The sequence below is a fragment of the Phocaeicola oris genome (assembly GCF_021295095.1).
In the GTDB taxonomy this organism is placed as follows: Bacteria; Bacteroidota; Bacteroidia; order Bacteroidales; family Bacteroidaceae; genus Phocaeicola; species Phocaeicola oris.
The window spans coordinates 1-16,973 of sequence record NZ_JAJLQX010000001.1; the positions used below are offsets into that span (position 1 = coordinate 1).

The 16,973-nt window shown below is 40.6% G+C and carries 24 protein-coding genes; 8 read left to right on the forward strand and 16 right to left on the reverse strand.

Annotated elements, in window-relative coordinates:
* Nucleotides 1-333, forward strand: a 333-nt coding sequence (locus LO761_RS00005; protein WP_272816287.1) for a hypothetical protein, incomplete at its 5' end; no start/stop codon positions are given.
* Nucleotides 334-475: 142 nt separating this feature from the next.
* Here LO761_RS00005 and LO761_RS00010 read toward each other — a convergent pair.
* The 3 genes from LO761_RS00010 to LO761_RS00020 all read right to left on the reverse strand — a co-directional run bounded on the left by LO761_RS00010 (nt 476) and on the right by LO761_RS00020 (nt 1,682).
* Complete coding sequence (locus LO761_RS00010; RefSeq protein WP_025066696.1) at nt 476-712, reverse strand: hypothetical protein; 237 nt, start codon at nt 710-712, stop codon at nt 476-478.
* Nucleotides 713-729: 17 nt separating this feature from the next.
* Nucleotides 730-1,257 (reverse strand): hypothetical protein, encoded by a 528-nt coding sequence (locus tag LO761_RS00015; protein ID WP_148299633.1) that lies wholly within the window; start codon nt 1,255-1,257, stop codon nt 730-732.
* Between the two features lie 95 nt (nt 1,258-1,352).
* Nucleotides 1,353-1,682 (reverse strand): hypothetical protein, encoded by a 330-nt coding sequence (locus tag LO761_RS00020; protein ID WP_025066698.1) that lies wholly within the window; start codon nt 1,680-1,682, stop codon nt 1,353-1,355.
* 543 nt (nt 1,683-2,225) lie between these two features.
* Here LO761_RS00020 and LO761_RS00025 point away from each other — a divergent pair.
* The gene (locus LO761_RS00025; RefSeq protein WP_007411771.1) at nt 2,226-3,173 is read left to right on the forward strand and encodes an IS30 family transposase; all 948 of its coding nucleotides are present in this window, start codon (nt 2,226-2,228) and stop codon (nt 3,171-3,173) included.
* A gap of 411 nt (nt 3,174-3,584) precedes the next feature.
* Here LO761_RS00025 and LO761_RS00030 read toward each other — a convergent pair whose 3' ends face one another.
* On the reverse strand, nt 3,585-4,250 hold the full coding sequence (locus LO761_RS00030; RefSeq protein WP_272816288.1) for a Crp/Fnr family transcriptional regulator: 666 nt from the start codon (nt 4,248-4,250) through the stop codon (nt 3,585-3,587).
* Nucleotides 4,251-4,325: 75 nt separating this feature from the next.
* Nucleotides 4,326-5,768 (reverse strand): DUF438 domain-containing protein, encoded by a 1,443-nt coding sequence (locus LO761_RS00035; protein ID WP_272816289.1) that lies wholly within the window; start codon nt 5,766-5,768, stop codon nt 4,326-4,328.
* A 235-nt stretch (nt 5,769-6,003) separates the two neighbouring features.
* Here LO761_RS00035 and LO761_RS00040 point away from each other — a divergent pair, with 235 nt between their 5' ends.
* Nucleotides 6,004-8,607, forward strand: a complete 2,604-nt coding sequence (locus tag LO761_RS00040) for a family 78 glycoside hydrolase catalytic domain (protein WP_272816290.1) — start codon at nt 6,004-6,006, stop codon at nt 8,605-8,607.
* Between the two features lie 91 nt (nt 8,608-8,698).
* Here the strand turns inward: LO761_RS00040 and bcp are convergent, their stop codons facing one another.
* Nucleotides 8,699-9,160, reverse strand: a complete 462-nt coding sequence (gene bcp, locus LO761_RS00045) for a thioredoxin-dependent thiol peroxidase (protein ID WP_272816291.1) — start codon at nt 9,158-9,160, stop codon at nt 8,699-8,701.
* Between the two features lie 22 nt (nt 9,161-9,182).
* A complete protein-coding gene (locus LO761_RS00050; RefSeq protein WP_272816292.1) occupies nt 9,183-9,935 on the reverse strand; it encodes a ZIP family metal transporter in 753 nt (250 codons plus the stop codon).
* A 247-nt stretch (nt 9,936-10,182) separates the two neighbouring features.
* On the opposite strand from LO761_RS00050, the gene rbr reads away from it, so the two are divergent.
* Nucleotides 10,183-10,722 (forward strand): rubrerythrin, encoded by a 540-nt coding sequence (gene rbr, locus LO761_RS00055; RefSeq protein ID WP_272816293.1) that lies wholly within the window; start codon nt 10,183-10,185, stop codon nt 10,720-10,722.
* A 145-nt stretch (nt 10,723-10,867) separates the two neighbouring features.
* On the opposite strand, the gene LO761_RS00060 is transcribed toward rbr, so the two are convergent.
* The 3 genes from LO761_RS00060 to LO761_RS00070 are packed head-to-tail and all read right to left on the reverse strand — an operon-like array spanning nt 10,868 to nt 12,105.
* Nucleotides 10,868-11,233, reverse strand: a complete 366-nt coding sequence (locus tag LO761_RS00060) for a MarR family transcriptional regulator (RefSeq protein WP_272816294.1) — start codon at nt 11,231-11,233, stop codon at nt 10,868-10,870.
* Complete coding sequence (trxA, locus tag LO761_RS00065; RefSeq protein WP_272816295.1) at nt 11,230-11,709, reverse strand: thioredoxin; 480 nt, start codon at nt 11,707-11,709, stop codon at nt 11,230-11,232. Before trxA ends, LO761_RS00060 begins: the two co-directional genes overlap by 4 nt.
* Nucleotides 11,710-11,721: 12 nt before the next feature.
* Entirely contained in the window at nt 11,722-12,105 is a 384-nt protein-coding gene (locus LO761_RS00070) for a C-GCAxxG-C-C family protein (RefSeq protein ID WP_272816296.1), read from the reverse strand.
* A 674-nt stretch (nt 12,106-12,779) separates the two neighbouring features.
* Here LO761_RS00070 and LO761_RS00075 point away from each other — a divergent pair.
* The 4 genes from LO761_RS00075 (at nt 12,780) to LO761_RS00090 (ending at nt 14,102) form a co-directional block, all read left to right on the forward strand.
* Complete coding sequence (locus tag LO761_RS00075; protein ID WP_272816297.1) at nt 12,780-12,983, forward strand: hypothetical protein; 204 nt, start codon at nt 12,780-12,782, stop codon at nt 12,981-12,983.
* A 108-nt stretch (nt 12,984-13,091) separates the two neighbouring features.
* Entirely contained in the window at nt 13,092-13,478 is a 387-nt protein-coding gene (crcB, locus tag LO761_RS00080; RefSeq protein ID WP_272816298.1) for a fluoride efflux transporter CrcB, read from the forward strand.
* A 9-nt stretch (nt 13,479-13,487) separates the two neighbouring features.
* Nucleotides 13,488-13,796, forward strand: a complete 309-nt coding sequence (locus tag LO761_RS00085) for a GNAT family N-acetyltransferase (protein WP_272816299.1) — start codon at nt 13,488-13,490, stop codon at nt 13,794-13,796.
* A 75-nt stretch (nt 13,797-13,871) separates the two neighbouring features.
* Nucleotides 13,872-14,102, forward strand: a complete 231-nt coding sequence (locus tag LO761_RS00090; protein ID WP_272816300.1) for a DUF1294 domain-containing protein — start codon at nt 13,872-13,874, stop codon at nt 14,100-14,102.
* A gap of 100 nt (nt 14,103-14,202) precedes the next feature.
* On the opposite strand, the gene LO761_RS00095 is transcribed toward LO761_RS00090, so the two are convergent.
* The 6 genes from LO761_RS00095 to LO761_RS00120 all read right to left on the reverse strand — a co-directional run bounded on the left by LO761_RS00095 (nt 14,203) and on the right by LO761_RS00120 (nt 16,970).
* Nucleotides 14,203-14,970, reverse strand: coding sequence for a hypothetical protein (locus tag LO761_RS00095; RefSeq protein WP_272816301.1), 768 nt, complete (start codon nt 14,968-14,970; stop codon nt 14,203-14,205).
* A 151-nt stretch (nt 14,971-15,121) separates the two neighbouring features.
* On the reverse strand, nt 15,122-15,325 hold the full coding sequence (locus LO761_RS00100) for a hypothetical protein (RefSeq protein ID WP_272816302.1): 204 nt from the start codon (nt 15,323-15,325) through the stop codon (nt 15,122-15,124).
* Nucleotides 15,326-15,398: 73 nt separating this feature from the next.
* The gene (locus tag LO761_RS00105; protein ID WP_272816303.1) at nt 15,399-15,743 is read right to left on the reverse strand and encodes an MmcQ/YjbR family DNA-binding protein; all 345 of its coding nucleotides are present in this window, start codon (nt 15,741-15,743) and stop codon (nt 15,399-15,401) included.
* Nucleotides 15,734-16,204 (reverse strand): DNA glycosylase AlkZ-like family protein, encoded by a 471-nt coding sequence (locus LO761_RS00110; RefSeq protein ID WP_272816304.1) that lies wholly within the window; start codon nt 16,202-16,204, stop codon nt 15,734-15,736. The genes LO761_RS00105 and LO761_RS00110 overlap by 10 nt, the downstream gene beginning before the upstream one ends.
* A gap of 72 nt (nt 16,205-16,276) precedes the next feature.
* The gene (locus LO761_RS00115; RefSeq protein WP_272816305.1) at nt 16,277-16,603 is read right to left on the reverse strand and encodes a hypothetical protein; all 327 of its coding nucleotides are present in this window, start codon (nt 16,601-16,603) and stop codon (nt 16,277-16,279) included.
* Between the two features lies 1 nt (nt 16,604).
* A complete protein-coding gene (locus tag LO761_RS00120) occupies nt 16,605-16,970 on the reverse strand; it encodes a DUF1304 domain-containing protein (protein WP_272816306.1) in 366 nt (121 codons plus the stop codon).
* Nucleotides 16,971-16,973 lie beyond the last annotated feature (3 nt).

The window sequence follows — 16,973 nt, forward strand, 5'->3', positions numbered from 1 at the left end:
TCCACCGTCAGGGAGGAAGAGCGGAAGTTTCAAAGACAATGGTTGAAGAAGGCTGCAAGCCGTGCCATGGTAGGAGACGGAAAAGGGATGTACCACTATAAGGTCTGCAAGGCAATCCGCATAGATGCATGTTCGTATAGCCATATATACGTATATACAGCTATACAAGAATGCACCTATATGACAATATGGAAATATAGGAATGCGGCAATAAAGATATGCCGCTATATAGAAAGAAAGGTAAGTACTCTATATCCAACAATGTGGGCAGTGTCTGCAAGTCTCTGCCCTTCCGCTTTTGGGAGCTTTTTCCTGTGGCGTGCCGGAAGGTGAAAGCGACCCCGGCGGACGGGATTCGACAATGTCTTTGACTTCAATCTTAAAGGGAGCCGGTTCATAATCAGGGTGTGGGGCGGTAAGCCCCACCGAAAAAACCACGCTCCCATACAATTAGACATATAGGAGCGTGGAAACTTCATAAAACAAATTTCCGTAAATCAATCAGTACAGACTTGAATACGGCTTTATCATATCCTTCCTTTTTCAGAAGAGCCAACATACGCTTTGAATAAGCATTGGCTTGTGTCTTGCTCATGCCAAATTTGCTTTGCATCGGTCGGTTAGGGCGCATAGTCTGCACTTCGTAACTTTCTCGATAAATCGGAACATAAATTGTTCGCTTGATGACTTCTATTCTTGGAAACCTAAGCATAGTGTGTTATTTATAAATTAAAACAGTTCTAATTGGCAGGGGTTGAACAATTTTCTGTAAGACTTAATCTTATTCATCGTATCCTTAAGTATTGGAAGAGCAGACGAACCTCTTGTTTCGAGTTTGTTTGCATCATCATCATTCGGGTCACCGTCTCTGAATAGAATTTCGTCAATGACCCGTTGACAATTTTCCTCTACACGGTTTAAGGCAGCGGAGACAGCTTCTTTCTCGGTATTGTAACCGTCTTTTAGTGTGTCAATATAAGTTGCACCACAGCAACCGCCTTGTGTCCAAAAATTATAACTAAGTCCAAAGTCCCATCGCCCATTGTCTGATTGCGCTGTTGTAACCTTAAAGAAACAGACTTTTTTAGCCCAATCAATTTTAATATGTGGTGTCAGACACACATCGGCAATATTGAAACAAAATTCTTTATATGTATGCACAACCTTTGGTGGATTCCCTTTCAAATAGTTACACCATTCCTTAAATGTAAATCTCTGACCTGTACACCGGCATTTATAGTGAATTTCTTTATTCATTTGTTTGATATTCATTTTATGAAACACAGTCATTATCTTGTTTTATAGGGTACAAACTATTCAACAATTTTGCAAATCCTATTTTTGAGTTGTTTTTATGCTGCGTTTACAAGTTTCCAAAGTTCCTCTTCAGACTTGACTTCTGTCCCGTTGTAATAAAAATGGGTATCAAGCGATCCGTTGATATAGCTGTCGAACATTTCTCGGCTGCAATCCATTGTGTCAACAAAGTAATAAACGACTTTAAGCCAAAGTATTTCCATGAGGCAATTTCTCACATTTGAGGTGTTGTATCCGGCCACCTCTATCGCTTCGTCCAAGTCTTCACCTGTCCAATCATAACCGAAGTTGGTTTTGAACTCATCTAACTGACTGTCCCAATTAGAAAAACCTAATGCTGCTAAAATCATTTCGTTGTTTGACATAATCTATTATTTTATGAAGTTGTTATTTATTCTGGGCCTCCCGATTCTCAACCTTTTTATAGGTTTTTCGTTTCTTCGACCCGAACTTTTTTTTATCATTCCGGTGTAACCGTCATCTCGAACCTTTTATGTGCAAGGTAAGATCGTAGGCTTTAAGGGAACCTAAGGCAAAGAATTGGCCGGTAAAAGTTTTCAGGAAACCGCAATCTTTGATTTCGGAGGGTCATGAAAAGTTTTCCGCCAATAGGAAGCATTCCGGTGTTTGCCGTGTTCCCTGCCTGCGATACTTTTGCAGAATAAAAGTCGATGGATGACTACAAGCGGACGAAAGTGAGGTCGAAACCAGAAACGGAAATGGAAAGATAGATATACATCAAATAAATAATACAGGAAGAGACTTTTTGCAGTAGCCTATTGAATAAAAAAGACTACAAAGCGTAAGTATTAAAAAATCATAAACATAGGCATTATAAGCCTCGTGTTAAAATTATTTAATTAAAATAATAAGATCAATTATCTCATTAAGTAACAGATTATACATTTATGTACAACCATTTAACTTCACAGCAAAGATACGCAATTTCAACTTTTATTCAAAACGGATGGAGCAGGGCAAAGATAGCAGACTCGATAGGAGTTAATCATTCTACCGTTACTCGTGAAATCAATCGCAACAGCGGAGTCCGTGGAACTTATAATTGGGAGACTGCCCAGAAAAATGCCGATTATAGAAAGATACGAAGACCAGGCAACCGCGCTATTTCTCAAGAGATAAAGGATGAAGCAGTGCGGCTATTAGTGGAAGAACAGTGGTCGCCGGAACAGATTTCGGCAGTTTTAAAGGAACGGGGTATGTCAATATCTCATGAGACTATATACAAGATCATCCGCACAGACAAGAAGAATGGAGGGTCTTTGTATCTTTACTGTCGTCATAAACTTAAACACCGGGCACGTCCAGTAAGTGGCAGTGGATCAATTATTTGTAATAGGGTAAATATAAGCGAAAGACCGGAAGAAGCAGATGGTAGACGCTTTGGTGATTTCGAGATGGACACCATTGTAGGCAAAGGGAACCATGGAGCCATACTGACCCTTACTGAAAAAAGCACAGGCATGTTGTTTATGAGAAAGTTGAACAAAGGAAAAGAAGCTAAAGAACTTGCAAAGACGGTTGTTCGAATACTAATGCCATATAAAGCTTTCCTTAAATCAATAACGACTGATAACGGTTTGGAGTTTGCCTGTCATGAATACATTACAAAAAAATTGGGTGTTACGGTCTACTTCACCGATCCGTATTCATCATGGCAAAAAGGTTCGATTGAAAATCAGAACGGTCTTATCAGGCAATATATCCCCAAATCATCCACTTTTGAAAATATCAGTCATCAGTTTGTTACCAAAGTTGCTGACAAAATAAACCGTCGCCCAAGAGAAAAATTAAATTTTCGTACCCCTTTTGAGTGTTTTTACGAAAATATTCTTTAACTTTGCGGGCGGTGCATTTGCATGTTGAAACCGCCCGAACATTATATGTTCTTTTATGTTAAAATATATAAAAATCTTGGCAGCCTATCATTGGAGTTTTCGCTTCGATACTGAAATGACTTGGAGACATTGGTAATATCGGCAATTAAAGATACGGGGAAAATCATCAACTCAACAAGAGAATGGAAAAATTGATATATATCATCGAGAAAAGTCATCCGCATGAACTGATCAACTCATCCGCATGAACTGATCAACTCGTCCGCATGAATCGATCAACTCATCCGCATGAACTGATCAACTCATCCGCGTCACTTTTCAGAAACTTCTGATGAATTCGATAACTCGTACATATCGTTTTCTTTGAAGATAGGTGCCATATTCCCATTCGATGACTGTGGCCGTAGCGTTTTACTTTAATTTATCGGAGTTGAGTATGGTGATTTCGCGACCTTCAACGCGAATAGCTCCCGACTCTTCAAATTCAGAGAGGCAACGGAGCAGAGAGAATTTCTGAATGCCGAACATATCGGCTATTTCCTGCCGCGACTTATCGATTCTTATCGTACGACTCCCCTGATGCTGAGCTGCCGAAATAAGGAAATAAGCCACCTTTTCGCGTACGGAGAAAAGCGATAACATCCGCATTTTCCGAGTAAGAAACACATTGATAATAGACAATTGCCGGATAAAGTTCATCCGTATACGTTCGTTTTCGTCCATAAGCTTTTTCAGTTCAGATGGTGCCATGCGGAGTAAACGGGTAGGGCGGGAGGTTTCCACATTTACCGGCATGGCATTGTCTTTTGCGAAGATAAAAGCCGGAGCAATAAGCGTACCCTCTTGCAATCGGTCTATTTGCACCTGCTTTCCCGACAGTCCTTCCATACGGGCTATCATCTCACCATCTATAATGATGTCCGCGTACTTGCAGGGGTTACCGGCCAGCGTATAAATCTCTTTAGCGGGAATCTCCACTATACGATAAAATATTTTCAGCAATACATCTTCTATTTCCTTTGGCTCGAATCCGGAGAACAAGGGGCAAGTCGACAAAACGGTCAGCGTATCTATCATTTTTTCCTTTATATCGCAAAAGTACCAAGAATTTCTGATCCTTCCAATTCGACTTGGAAAAATTCCGGAGTTTCGTTATTTGTTTTTATTGGTAGAATGCATAAAGTGCTCTTTTGCAAATTCCATATCTTGAACAAATTCGGCTGTACCCACATAATGTCCTTCCTTATCTCGAACAGCAGTATAGGTAACCAACATGGTTCGTCCGTTTTTCTCCATCCATATAGGAACTTGATTGCGTTTGCCCTCCCGAAATTCTTTGATGATGGTACGTACCATAGGTTCTATCTTTGGCGGGTGACAAGTGAATACTTCGCGGTCGACAGCCATAGCCGGGCGTTTGAACACTTTCGGTCCCTCATTAAAGTAACGGTTGATGTTTCCATCGTCCACGAAACTGATTTCTAATGGGATGGTATTCAGCAAAGCAGTGAGTTGTTCCACTGTGAGATGTCCACCGGGCATCACCACTTCTCCTTGATGATCGGGCAGAACAATCTGTCTTTTTTCTGCCTGCTCCCACATAACACTTTCTACGCCAAGGCAGGGAGCATAATCTTTCGCGTCACGGTAAATTTGTTCCCACTCCTCATCGGTAAAGTTAGCCGCGCAGATTGGAAAGAGTATATTATCCTCTTTATATATCATTTCGTTTGACCGTTGTAAGACTGCTCTTACCCTTTCTTTCCATTCATCGTTTTGTTCTGTGCTTTTCAGTAAGGACGCGAATTCGTCCCTGATTTCATCATCTACGGTCCACATTACCTCCGATGGTCCGGTAATGCCGTATTTCACTTTCAAATGCGGATAAAGCAAATCCCCTTTCTTGGCATAATGAATGGCTACCTGTCGGATACGTTTCAGCGTATCGGTAGGGTCTTCCTGTCGTCCCAATTGTTTGCGTGCCTTTTCGATGAGTTTCTTCAACGCCTTGTTTTCGCGTGTGAACGTTTGTAGCGGATGCCCTTCTATAGCTATAAGAGAGGTACATTTCCCTGTATTGGTGTTAGCCATAGCGATGGTTTTCTCCTGTTCCCGCTTAATTGAAGCCTCCACTTCTTTTTCAGCATGGAGTATTTTCTCTTCCATTGTAGCGCCATGAAAGAGAGCGGAATGGACATCACAGAGTCTTTGTACATTTTTCAGCGGTTCGCCTTCAGCCATCAATTCCTGTTCGGCACGCATAATTTCGGCGGCTTCCACGTTTTTAAAGTTGTCTACAAAATCGGCACGTACGCTCTCCAGATCCTCTCCCTGACTAAGTCGATGGAGGTAGCTTTTCAGCAGTGCTATCCGGTCGAGTTCAAATCCGTTAGAGATAAGTGTATCTGTAATCAGATCCATACTGATACCTTTCATTTTAGCACCCTTAGGTATAGTCATCAGTTTGCCTACCGACTCTCGTATAAACTTCTTGCGGATTTCAGTAAATCCAATTGATGATAGGATTTCTATCAATTCCGGATACTGTTTTGTCAGCTCATAGACAGAGCTGTTGAAATCAATTTTTTTTGCCATAATATTATTTGTTTTGTGCAAAGATAAGAGGGTGGAAATCTTTTTTCGGTAACAATTGTGTCGGTCATGAGTTAATAATCATTAAAGCAGATAGTCAGATTGTCTCGTTCTCATCATTTTTTTTATCAGGATATAGGATGATTTCTGTTAAGATTGGATTGGGATTTAAAATATATTATTTACCTTTACCACCTCATCGAAAGACATACCAAGAATTGAAAAACATATCAAAAAGATGAAAGCAAACATTTTAAAGAGTATTGCAATTGTAGCGCTTGTTGCATTTGTTCCTCTGACAGGATGCGAAAAGCAAGGCAATGTAGTGAAAGACTACGCAGGCATGCGAACCAGTGCGCTGGATAATTCCGCATGGGATCAATCCATTTGGATTTCAGCAGTTAATGCCTCGGTTGTAACCGATACCATTAAAGGCAACGTTTGTCGTGCTGCCGATGGGGCAAGTTTTTTTGCTTCAACTATTAAGAACGAGAAGAAAGTCACTTCGGTAAAGTGGATGACTGCCGGACTCGGTGTGTATGAGTTGTATATCAATGGTAAAGAAGTAGGTAACGAGTTTCTGAAACCGGGATTCACACATTATGCTAAGACGAAACGTTCGTTTACTTACGATGTTACGGATGCCATTGATAATAAGGCAGACAATGAGAACTTGTTTGCTGTTCAGGTCACTCCGGGATGGTGGGCCGATAAGATTGTTACTCCGGGCGACCATGTGGGAATGATTGGAAAGAAATGTGCTTTCCGTGGTGTATTGGAATATACCTTTGCCGATGGCAGTAAAAAACTCTATGGCACGAATGTAGAAGATTGGAAAGCCGGAATAGCCGGTCCTGTTCTACATGCGGCTATCTTTGACGGTGAGGTTTACGACGCTCGTATCAAGCCGGGGTATGAAACTCCGGAGAAGTTAAGTAAACCTGAGCAGAATAATGAGTTCAATGGTGAGATTCTTCCTTCGGACGGAGCGGAGATTTATCTGCGTCAGGATTTAGCCCTTGCTCCGGTTAAAGCTTATGTATGGAAGGACGTAGAGGGCGTAACGGATGATGCTTTTGGTAAGGTCGTTATTTCTAAAGAATTTACTCATGGAGAAGAAATAGTTGTTAAACAGGGCGAGACACTTGTCGTTGATTTTGGTCAGAATGCAGCTGCCGTACCTTCATTTGAATTCAACGCTAAAGAAGGAACTGTCCTTACTTGTCTTCCGGCAGAATTGCTGAACGATGGTAATGGAGCCAAGAGTCGTGGCATGGATGGTCCGGAGGGAAGTTGTCACCGTACCAACCTGAGAACTCCCGATCAAGGGATGCAGCTGATATATACATTTGGTAATAATGAAGGATTTGTTTCATTCTACCCGCGTTGTACCTTCTTCGGATATCGTTTCGTATCCGTAACAGCTACCGATGAAGTTCGTATTAAATCCATTCAATCAGTTCCGGTGACTTCTATTGCCAAGGATTTGGAAATAGGTACGATAACTACCGGTAATGATTTGATCAATCAACTTATTTCGAATACGATATGGGGTGAGCGTTCTAACTATCTGTCAGTTACTACCGACTGCCCTCAGCGTAACGAGCGTTTGGGCTGGACAGCCGATACTCAGGTATTTACCGAAACAGGTACATTCTTTGCCAATACCGATAAGTTCTTCCATAAATGGATGCGTGACATGCGTGACTCTCAGAGTGAGAAGGGCGGATTTCCGGGTGTTGCTCCTACTGCTCAATATGGTGGCGATATGATGCGTGTCGGTTGGGCTGACGCAGGGATAATTGTTCCTTGGACTGTCTGGAAGCAGTTTGGTGATAATCAGATTGTTGACGAGAACTGGGAAGCAATGAATAAGTATATGACATACGTCAATGATACGAAATATGATCATAAAGCACACATTGAAGAGAACGGTAATTATCAATGGGCTGACTGGTTGAGCTATGAGCCTCTGGAGAGCTGTGGCGGCTTGGCATTCGAGGTTGATAAATCGGGCAAGCGTGGTCCTAAGGCTGACGCTGTGGATTACTGGAACTATCTGAGTGCTTCTTATTGGGCTATCGATGCCGGAATGATGCGCGATATGGCAACAGCTACCGGTCGTGACGCAGCTGTTTATCAGAAGATGGAGGATGACGCGAAAGCGTATTTGAAAGCTACTTTCTTAAATGAAAATGGAGAATTTAAGGTTCCGATTTTGAATACTATGCAGACTCCTGCTTTGTTCGCTTTGAAAAATAATCTGGTTGAAGGTCAGGCTAAAGAGAATATGATTGCCCATTTGCGTGATAACTTTAAAGAACATGGCAATTGTCTTCAAACAGGTTTCTTGGGAACATCTATTCTGATGCAGACATTGACGGATAATGGTATGGCCGACATATCTTATGAGTTGCTTTTCCAGCGCAAGAATCCAAGCTGGTTATATTCTGTTGATAACGGCGCTACTACTATCTGGGAGCGTTGGAACAGTTACATGATTGATAAAGGCATGGGACCATCGGGTATGAACAGTTTCAATCACTATGCATACGGTTGTGTATGTCAGTGGATTTGGGAGACTGCTGCCGGTATTGCTGCCGACCCTGCCGTTCCCGGATTTAAGCATATTATTATGCGTCCTGTTCCGGACAAACGTTTAGGTTATATAAAGGCTGAATATAATTCTGCTGCCGGTCTGATTAAGAGTGAGTGGAAGTATGATGGTGATAAGTGGACTTGGAGTTTTACTGTCCCTGAAGGTGCCACTGCGTCAGTTACGCTTCCGGGTGAGACAGAAGTTAAAGAATATAAGAGTGGATCTTATACAGTAGAGAAATAAGTGACGGATTGATATAAATAAAGAGGCTGTCTCAAAACAAAATATGAATATGAGACAGCCTCTTTATATTATGATTTCTAACTTGTATTGTTTATTTCTTGATATAATCTAAGATCTGTTCCGCGTGAATCTTGGTCTTGATTTCTTTCGGTGTGAATATTTTTTCGATGATACCTTCTTCGTTCACTAAATAAGTAGTGCGTAATATGCCAAAATAATGTCGCCCATACAAAACCTTTTCACCCCATGCTCCAAGTGCTTGGAGTAAGGTTGTATCAGTGTCAGCGATGAGTGAAAACTCCAAGCCTTGTGTATCCGCGAACTTCTTTTGTTGTTCTACTTTGTCTTTGCTCACGCCAATTATCTCGTAATCGGCAGCAGCCAATTCTGCTTTATGTGCCTGAAGTGAACAAGCCTCTGCCGTACAGCCGCTGGTATTTGCTTTGGGATAGCTGTAGAGTATCAATTTACGACCTTTGTAGTCGCTTGATTTTATTTCTTTCCCGTTTTGGTCTATGCCAAGAATCTCAGGTATTTTGTCTCCAATTTCCATGATTTTATAATGATATGGTTTGTTATTCAAAAATTTTTTCAAAGAGAAGAAGTGTCATGAACCCAAGCAGCAATGCATAGGTCGCTTGTTTTTGGTATCCATGAGCGTGAGTCTCGGGAATCATTTCATCGCTTATAATATAAAGCATGGCTCCACCGGCGAAGCCCAGCATGGCAGGAAGGAAAGATTGTGAAGCCGTGCCCAAACCAAACCCGATCCACACTCCAATGATTTCAAGCATTCCGATTACAAAGGAAATGGCTAAAGTGCGCGCTTGGCTGACTCCGGCAAGCAATAGGGGAGCGATGATTACCATACCTTCCGGAATATTTTGCAGAGCAATACCGAACGATACACTCCATGATGGCTCTGAGGTATCACTCATGCTGACTCCCGCGGCTATTCCTTCAGGCAACTTGTGAAGCGCGATGGCCATAACAAAGAGTAAGATATGGTTGATGGTGCTGTTGTTGGCATGTTGCTCGGGATCTAACCCTGTGATATGGTGCAGATGAGGCGTTACAAAATCTAAAAGATTTAAGAAGAGAGCACCGACCATCACTCCAACCACAATCATCCACCAGCCGGAAGGAGGACAGAGGTCGAAAGCCGGAACGATCAGTCCTAAAGTGGAGGCAGCCAGCATGATGCCGGCACAGTATCCGAGTAATGTGTCATTCCATTTATGTGGCAGTTCCTTGACAAGAAAGCCTAAGAATGCTCCTATGATGGTTGCTCCGCATAACCCTAAGGCACTAATCCAAACCTGTGTCATTTCTGTAGGTCTTTATAAGTCATAACTTTGTCGCTTATTTTCAATTAGTCTGCGAATGTATGGATTATTATTTGAAAAGCGAAAGTAAATCATAGATGAAGAATAAATAGGATGGAATTTTAACCGTTTTTAAATATATTCTTACTAAAATCAGTCATTATCTTTTTATAAAAACACTTGATGTTTGGTAAATAATCAATATCTTTGCGACAGATAACTACTATAACTTTTTTAAAATTTATCGAATATGGCTACAAAGTATACCGGTACCCAGACCGAGAAGAATCTGGAAGCTGCTTTCGCAGGCGAGAGTCAGGCACGTAATAAGTACACCTATTTTGCGTCAAAGGCAAAGAAAGAGGGATTTGAGCAAATCGCGGAGATGTTTCTGAAGACTGCTGATAATGAGAAAGAACATGCTAAGATTTGGTTTAAAGAACTGAATGGCATTGGCGATACAAAACAGAATTTGGAAGCTGCGGCAGCAGGCGAAAATTATGAGTGGACAGATATGTACGATGGTTTTGCTAAGACTGCGGAAGAAGAAGGTTTTACTGCATTGGCTAAGAAGTTCCGTCTTGTTGCGGCTATCGAAAAGCGCCATGAGGAGCGTTATCGTGCTCTTTTGAAGAATGTTGAAATGCAAGAGGTATTTGCAAGAAGTGAAGTGAAGGTTTGGGAGTGTCGTAACTGCGGTCACATTGTAGTTGGTGAGAAAGCTCCTGAAGTATGTCCGGTATGTGCCCATCCGCAAGCTTATTTCGAGATTCATATAGATAATTTCTAATCTTTTCCTTGCAGAGAGGGATACAGTATAAAAGAGAATCGGGAAGAGTTTGCTCTTCCCGATTCTCTTTTTATGATGGATAAAGGGTAGGTTATCATATCCCGACGACCGATGGTTAAATAATCAGATTCTCTTTTCTTCTTCTTTATTTATCTTTTGAAACTAATTTTTGAATACATTCAGGCAGCTTCACGTTGTCGCAGTTGATTTCAGATAGAAGCTGTTCACCCTTCTTTGTGATGCTGAATTTCATGCACCGCAGGTCTTCTTTGCATGCATGACGGTCGATGAGTCGCTGCTTCTCCATTGAAGCAATGACTTTTGACATGTTAGAATTGGATAGTCCCATCTCCTCAGCGAGTTCACCGGATGAGATATTCTCGTGTTCGGATACAATACACAGCAGCATAGCCTCATTGATATTGAGGCTGAAATTCTGCTGCAGTGTATGTTCAAAGGCAGCTATCGAGCGATAGATATCTCGGATATGACAAAGACAGTCTCTGTTCATTTAAGCAAGATGGTTTTTATTGCTTCGTTGAAGTTCATGCGATTCATGGCGCCAACTTGCATCTGTGGCTGTCCCTCTAAAGGAATGAATAGGAGTGAAGGGATGGAACGGACGCCGAACATGGCAGCCAGTTCTTGTTGTTTGTCAACATCTACCTTGTAGAAGTCTACCTTACCATCATATTCCTTGGCCAAAGAATCTACTATTGGCGCTGTTGCCTTACACGGACCGCACCATACAGCATAAAAATCAATAACGGCAGGACGTTCACCCTTATATTTCCATTCTTCCGGATTTGCCTCATAATCCATGATCTTATTTTTGAAGGCATCTAATGTTAATTCTGTTACATTCATTTTCTTTTCTTTTTTTATTTGTTCATTATTCACCGCATTCAGATTCTTATTCTTTTGCGCGCAACCGGTGTTGAAGAGCATCAACCCCATCATTACTGTCATTATTACTTTTTTTTGCATATTATGTCATATTTATAAATTCAACTGATTTTCTAAAAACTCCGCGGTATCAGCCACACAATTATTGCATGGGCGAAGTACCCTCTTGGTTTCAATGCCTTTCAGTTCCTTGCAAATGGTAGAACTGTTTCTTGCTTTGAATTTGTCCATGATAATTTTCATTTCTTTCATTGACTGTATTTTATCTTTACGAGTAAGACCAAGCACAACACCTGCTCCAACCAGACTGCCACATGTCCCTTCCATACATCCCATGCCTACACCAAAGGCATTGGTTACGTTCTTGATGGTATCCTCATCCATACCTGTGAAGTCGCAATACGTACATGCTATGGCTTGTGCGCAATTATATCCCGCCTGCTTTTTATTTACTGCTTCTTTTACTCTTGATTCCATTTTATTTATTTTACTTAGTAGGTTATTGGAAACATGTCTTTAAATATGCGGCATATTTCGTATAGTGGTCAGTTTCATTTTATATTCATTTATTCTTATAAATAATATTCTATCGGAAAATTGTCGCAAATATATGTTGTTCTATACATATAGACAAATTTCCAATGGAAAATAATGTAAGAAATAAGATAATTTAAGAATAATGATTATAAGAAAAATTGTAGAAAGAATGATAGTGTTCAAAGTTTTATGGGCTGGTATGTGACTCGTTTTTTATAAAGAGCGCAATACATCATTACTTCTTTTTAGTTGGATATATGACTTTTGGAAAACCGACCTATAATAGTTATTGTTCTGATGCATGAGAGTATGGAAAGTGATGCGGATGAGTTGCTTGGTTCATGCGGATGAGTTTGTCGGTTCATGCGTATGAGTTGATCGATTCATCCGTATCACTTTTCTCACTCTCTTTACGATATGGTTAATGAACCCAGATAAAAAATAATTCTTTAGGACATCGCAAAGTGATTTTAACAAAAAAAATATCTAAATTCGCGCTTAGTAATTGAAATTGCCATGGAATTGGAAGAAGACAATTCTCAACAATAAGATAGGTCATAGGCACATAATGGGGTATATGAGATGGGTAAATCAATCATTTCAAATTAAATCTGATGAGTAACGAGAAGAAGAAAAAGGCAGGATGTACGTTCATCTTTATTCTATTACATCTGGTAATCACTCGCTTTTATGTGCGAATTGTGGATGCGATGGTGCATATTGATGATGACATAGCGTTGCTTATTATATCAGTATTGATACTGAATGCCGTGCTTTTCCTATTTTTCAGAATGATTTATAGAAAGATGTTTAAATAGAAAAAGCGTGAGCGATGAAAGAAATAATTATCGAAACAATGGGATATGTAGACAAGAGAGTGGTGCTCTCATGTTTTGCACGTTTCAGGATGAAAAATGTAGAATAGTATGACAGCATTGTTTAAAAGTATCATATATGTAGCCTTTGGTGGTGCGATGGGATCAGTAGGGCGGTTTTTGATGTCGAAATATATTCAGATACATACCGCGGGCGTATTCCCATGGGGGACAATGGTAGTAAATGTCATGGGATGCCTGCTTATCGGTCTGCTTTATGGTGTTTTTGAGCGCACCAATGTGCTTAGTCCCGATATGCGACTTCTGCTTACTGTGGGTATTTGCGGAGGATTCACCACTTTCTCCACATTCATGAACGAGAGCTTGGGATTAGTACATAGTGGTAATATAATTTATGCAGCCCTGTATATGGGTGGAAGCGTAACCTTTGGCTTCATTACCGTATATCTTGGTTCAGTAATGGTAAAAATGATATAAGAAAAGATGATGAATTATATAACAGAAAATGATCGCATTTATGCGACAGATGATAGTGGTAAAGTGATTGCGGAAGTAACATTCCCGACAGAGAATGGTGTTGCCACCATAGACCACACCTTTGTGGACGGTTCTTTGCGTGGTCAGGGCATCGCAGGACAGTTGGTAAAAATGGCCGTTGACAAGATTCTTGCTGACGGGAATAAGATTGCCGCAACATGCTCGTATGCCGTGGCTTGGTTGGAACGGCATTCTGAATACGAAATTGTTAATAGTGATACACCTATTGCATGCAAGATTGACGGACGGCATGAATAGATGGATGGAAAAGAAATTTTAATGAGGCTATGACTCTGTAACGTTATGCTGCAGTTTGCAATTATATATCTTATAATGATCAATCTTATTGCCTTTATCACTTACGGTATTGATAAGTGGAAGGCACGGTATCATCGTTGGCGCATCCCTGAAGCCACATTGATACTGCTTGCCGTTACTGGTGGTGCATTGGGCGCATTTATCGGTATGAAGGTATTCCGGCACAAGACACAACATTGGAAGTTCAAAATACTTGTGCCGTTACTACTTGTACTTTGGATGGTAGTTATCGGGTATTTGATATAGAAAATGGCTGAAAAAGAGAACAAATACGATAGATCATTTTTTATTTAAATAAAAAGATATGTTCAAAATGAATAATCTTCTTATTTGTCTTGGACAGTATCTATCTAATTTTGCTTTCCCATGCCAAATGGGTTTCATGCCATTTTTTACTATGAGCACCTAACGCTCCTATTTGCCGAGGATGGGCTAAAGGTAAAACTTGCAAATTCCTTTTGTTAATAACAACCTCCGTACTTGTACCATATCCGAATAAATCCACATATTGTTGGAGACTGCTATATTGGATTTCTGTCACCTTATTTAGAAATTGCTGAATAGGTATGTCACCAAGCAAGACTAACAAATTTGCCCCAGATTCTTCCAACTCACTCGAAATCTCGTTGGCACGTTGTTCATTACAAAATTCTTTTGACCTAAGAGGTATTGTTACTTCATTCAGCCCATATTGCTTTATGAGAGGGTTATATCTCTCACTGATTACTTTTTCTTGGCTTGGATTAAGCCGGGCTTCTGGCAGAAGATCACAAAGCCATGTGTCTGACCTTGTAAATCCTAATGGAGAAAGAATATGTTCATCTAATGTTTTGGCAGATGGTCCGTTCAAGTGGGCTCCTGTGGGTTCTAATGTGCCAAGTTCTTTTGGAATATTAATTCTGCGGATAATGTCAGTAGCTTCTTGTTGATTACCATCCCAGAAAATTCGAGGCTCACTGGCAACTGCAAGTGCCTGGCAGATGATTTTGTTTTCTATCTTCCATTTTGCATGTACTGCGCTTGCATAAACTCCAAGAATAAAAGCCTTCTTGGGTGTTCTGTCTTGTTGTACTAATGGATGAAGCTCTTCACCGAATGGATAATGATACCTCATATAAAATATCTGTTTTTTCGTTGTTACATTCTTTGATATTGCAAATATAACGATAAATTTTGACCAAAAAAGACTTTTAATAAAAATAGACCTATGAAACACTCATGTTCATTGATGCCATTGACGATGGTTTTACAACGGTGATGATACTTTATTTGGAGAGGTCAACTTTAGAGGGTTCACAGTCTTTACCCATGAAAGCAGCAGCCCAGAAAAGACTGTCAAACTGCCTCTGAGTTGTAATCAATGGAGATTCAGGGATGGTAGCATCATTGCGGAAGAAATAATTGTTCACTGGTTGGAAGCTGATTTTTTCTTCTTGCGCAATCAATTCAGTCTTACGGATAAGTTCCATTTTCTTTGTGGTACAGTTTGTAAATGACACGACAGTTACGAAAGCTAATATGAATATATAATACCTGAGTACCTCATAATGTTTCTTTTATCTTTCGGGATAACTTGGAATAGACAAGGTCGTATGACCTTTTTATCCATTCTTTCACCAATTCATCATCAATATGGTCAAGGTAGATGTCGCTCCAATGCTTCTTGTTCCAGTGAAAAGCAGGTTTGACTCCGTCGTAATGCTCACGAAGTTCTTCGGCAAAGTCAGGTTCCAACTTGATCGTAATCTTGGGCTCTTCTGAATCCAAGCCTATAGCCATAAATATCTTCTCACCGATTCTGAATGTCAACACATCAGGACCGAAAGGTAAATCTTCTGTTACTCTTGGCATGGTCAGCGCGTATTCTCTTACTTCTTCTATGTCCATAGCGTCTTTGTGACTTTAGTCTCTTCTTGTTTCCAATTACCAATAACCTTTCCCTTGTCAAGAAGAACTGGTTGTAAAATATCATTATTGGAATATGTCTTCCACTCGTCTTTCTTCCTCAACACATTATAACGATACTTGTAGCTGATAAGATATTGCATACATGTCCGGTGTAAATAGTCACGTGAGAGTTCGTACATCCATTGTATGTCCTCTGCCGCAACCAGATGCCATGTTGGTCGAAGAATATGGGCACGCAGGATTGTGCCTTGATTTAACGCATCGACGACATCTTCTGTCGAGCCCTTCTGCATTCTTATTGCCACGGTCATCATCGCCATCTTGGCTTGTTGAGTTTGCACGGCTCCCATCCACGAAACGACCTCTGCAGGATTCGTCATCTTTGAACCCACCAAATGCTGGGTCTGAAATCGTATCTTGGGTATATTCAGTTTACTCATATCATTACCTTTTCAAATCTGAATGCTCCTTCAAACTCATCGTCCATCGCGGGATGCTCTGCTTCCCAATTATCATGCGGATTTTGATGAAGTTTGTTGAAGAACTCCACGGCTCTGTACGCCACGCTTCACAAAAAGGAATCCCAACTCATTATGCTGCGAATTTTTGTCTATTACCACAATGGCTCCACCCACCATAGTTCCATTTACTATGGCTTCGTATGCAGCGGCATCCTTCATGGCAAGGCACATATTGATGTCTTTCTCGGGAAGAATTTCACCATCTACTTTGCCCATGACATCCTCAGCACCGTACTGAAATGCTTCCTGTATGTCGTGTTTGAATTGTTTCATATCTTCTTCGCAAAGAGGAATAAGTTTGAAATTCTCTATTTCCATATCAGATACCGAATATCAACAATAGTATAAGTGCTATAAGTGCCAGTCCTCCCTGCTTCGGGAAAATCTTTGGATCAGAGCTGACGGCTCCGTAAGCTGCCACAAGAATGATATAATTCAGAAGAAGGATTATAGTCCCTTTGGAGTGCATGAAGAACAACGCTATCAAAAGCATCATGGCAATGAGAAGATTATACACTCCCTGATTCTTCAAAAGCACGTTTACGTTTCTTCCATCCAAGGCTTTTTGACTGATACCAAAAGTCTCGGAAGTTTTCTTCGATGTGGTTGCTATCGTTTCGAGGTAGAAGATATACACGAACTCGATTGCTACAAGCACAACAAATATGTCTGTCAATATATTCATAAG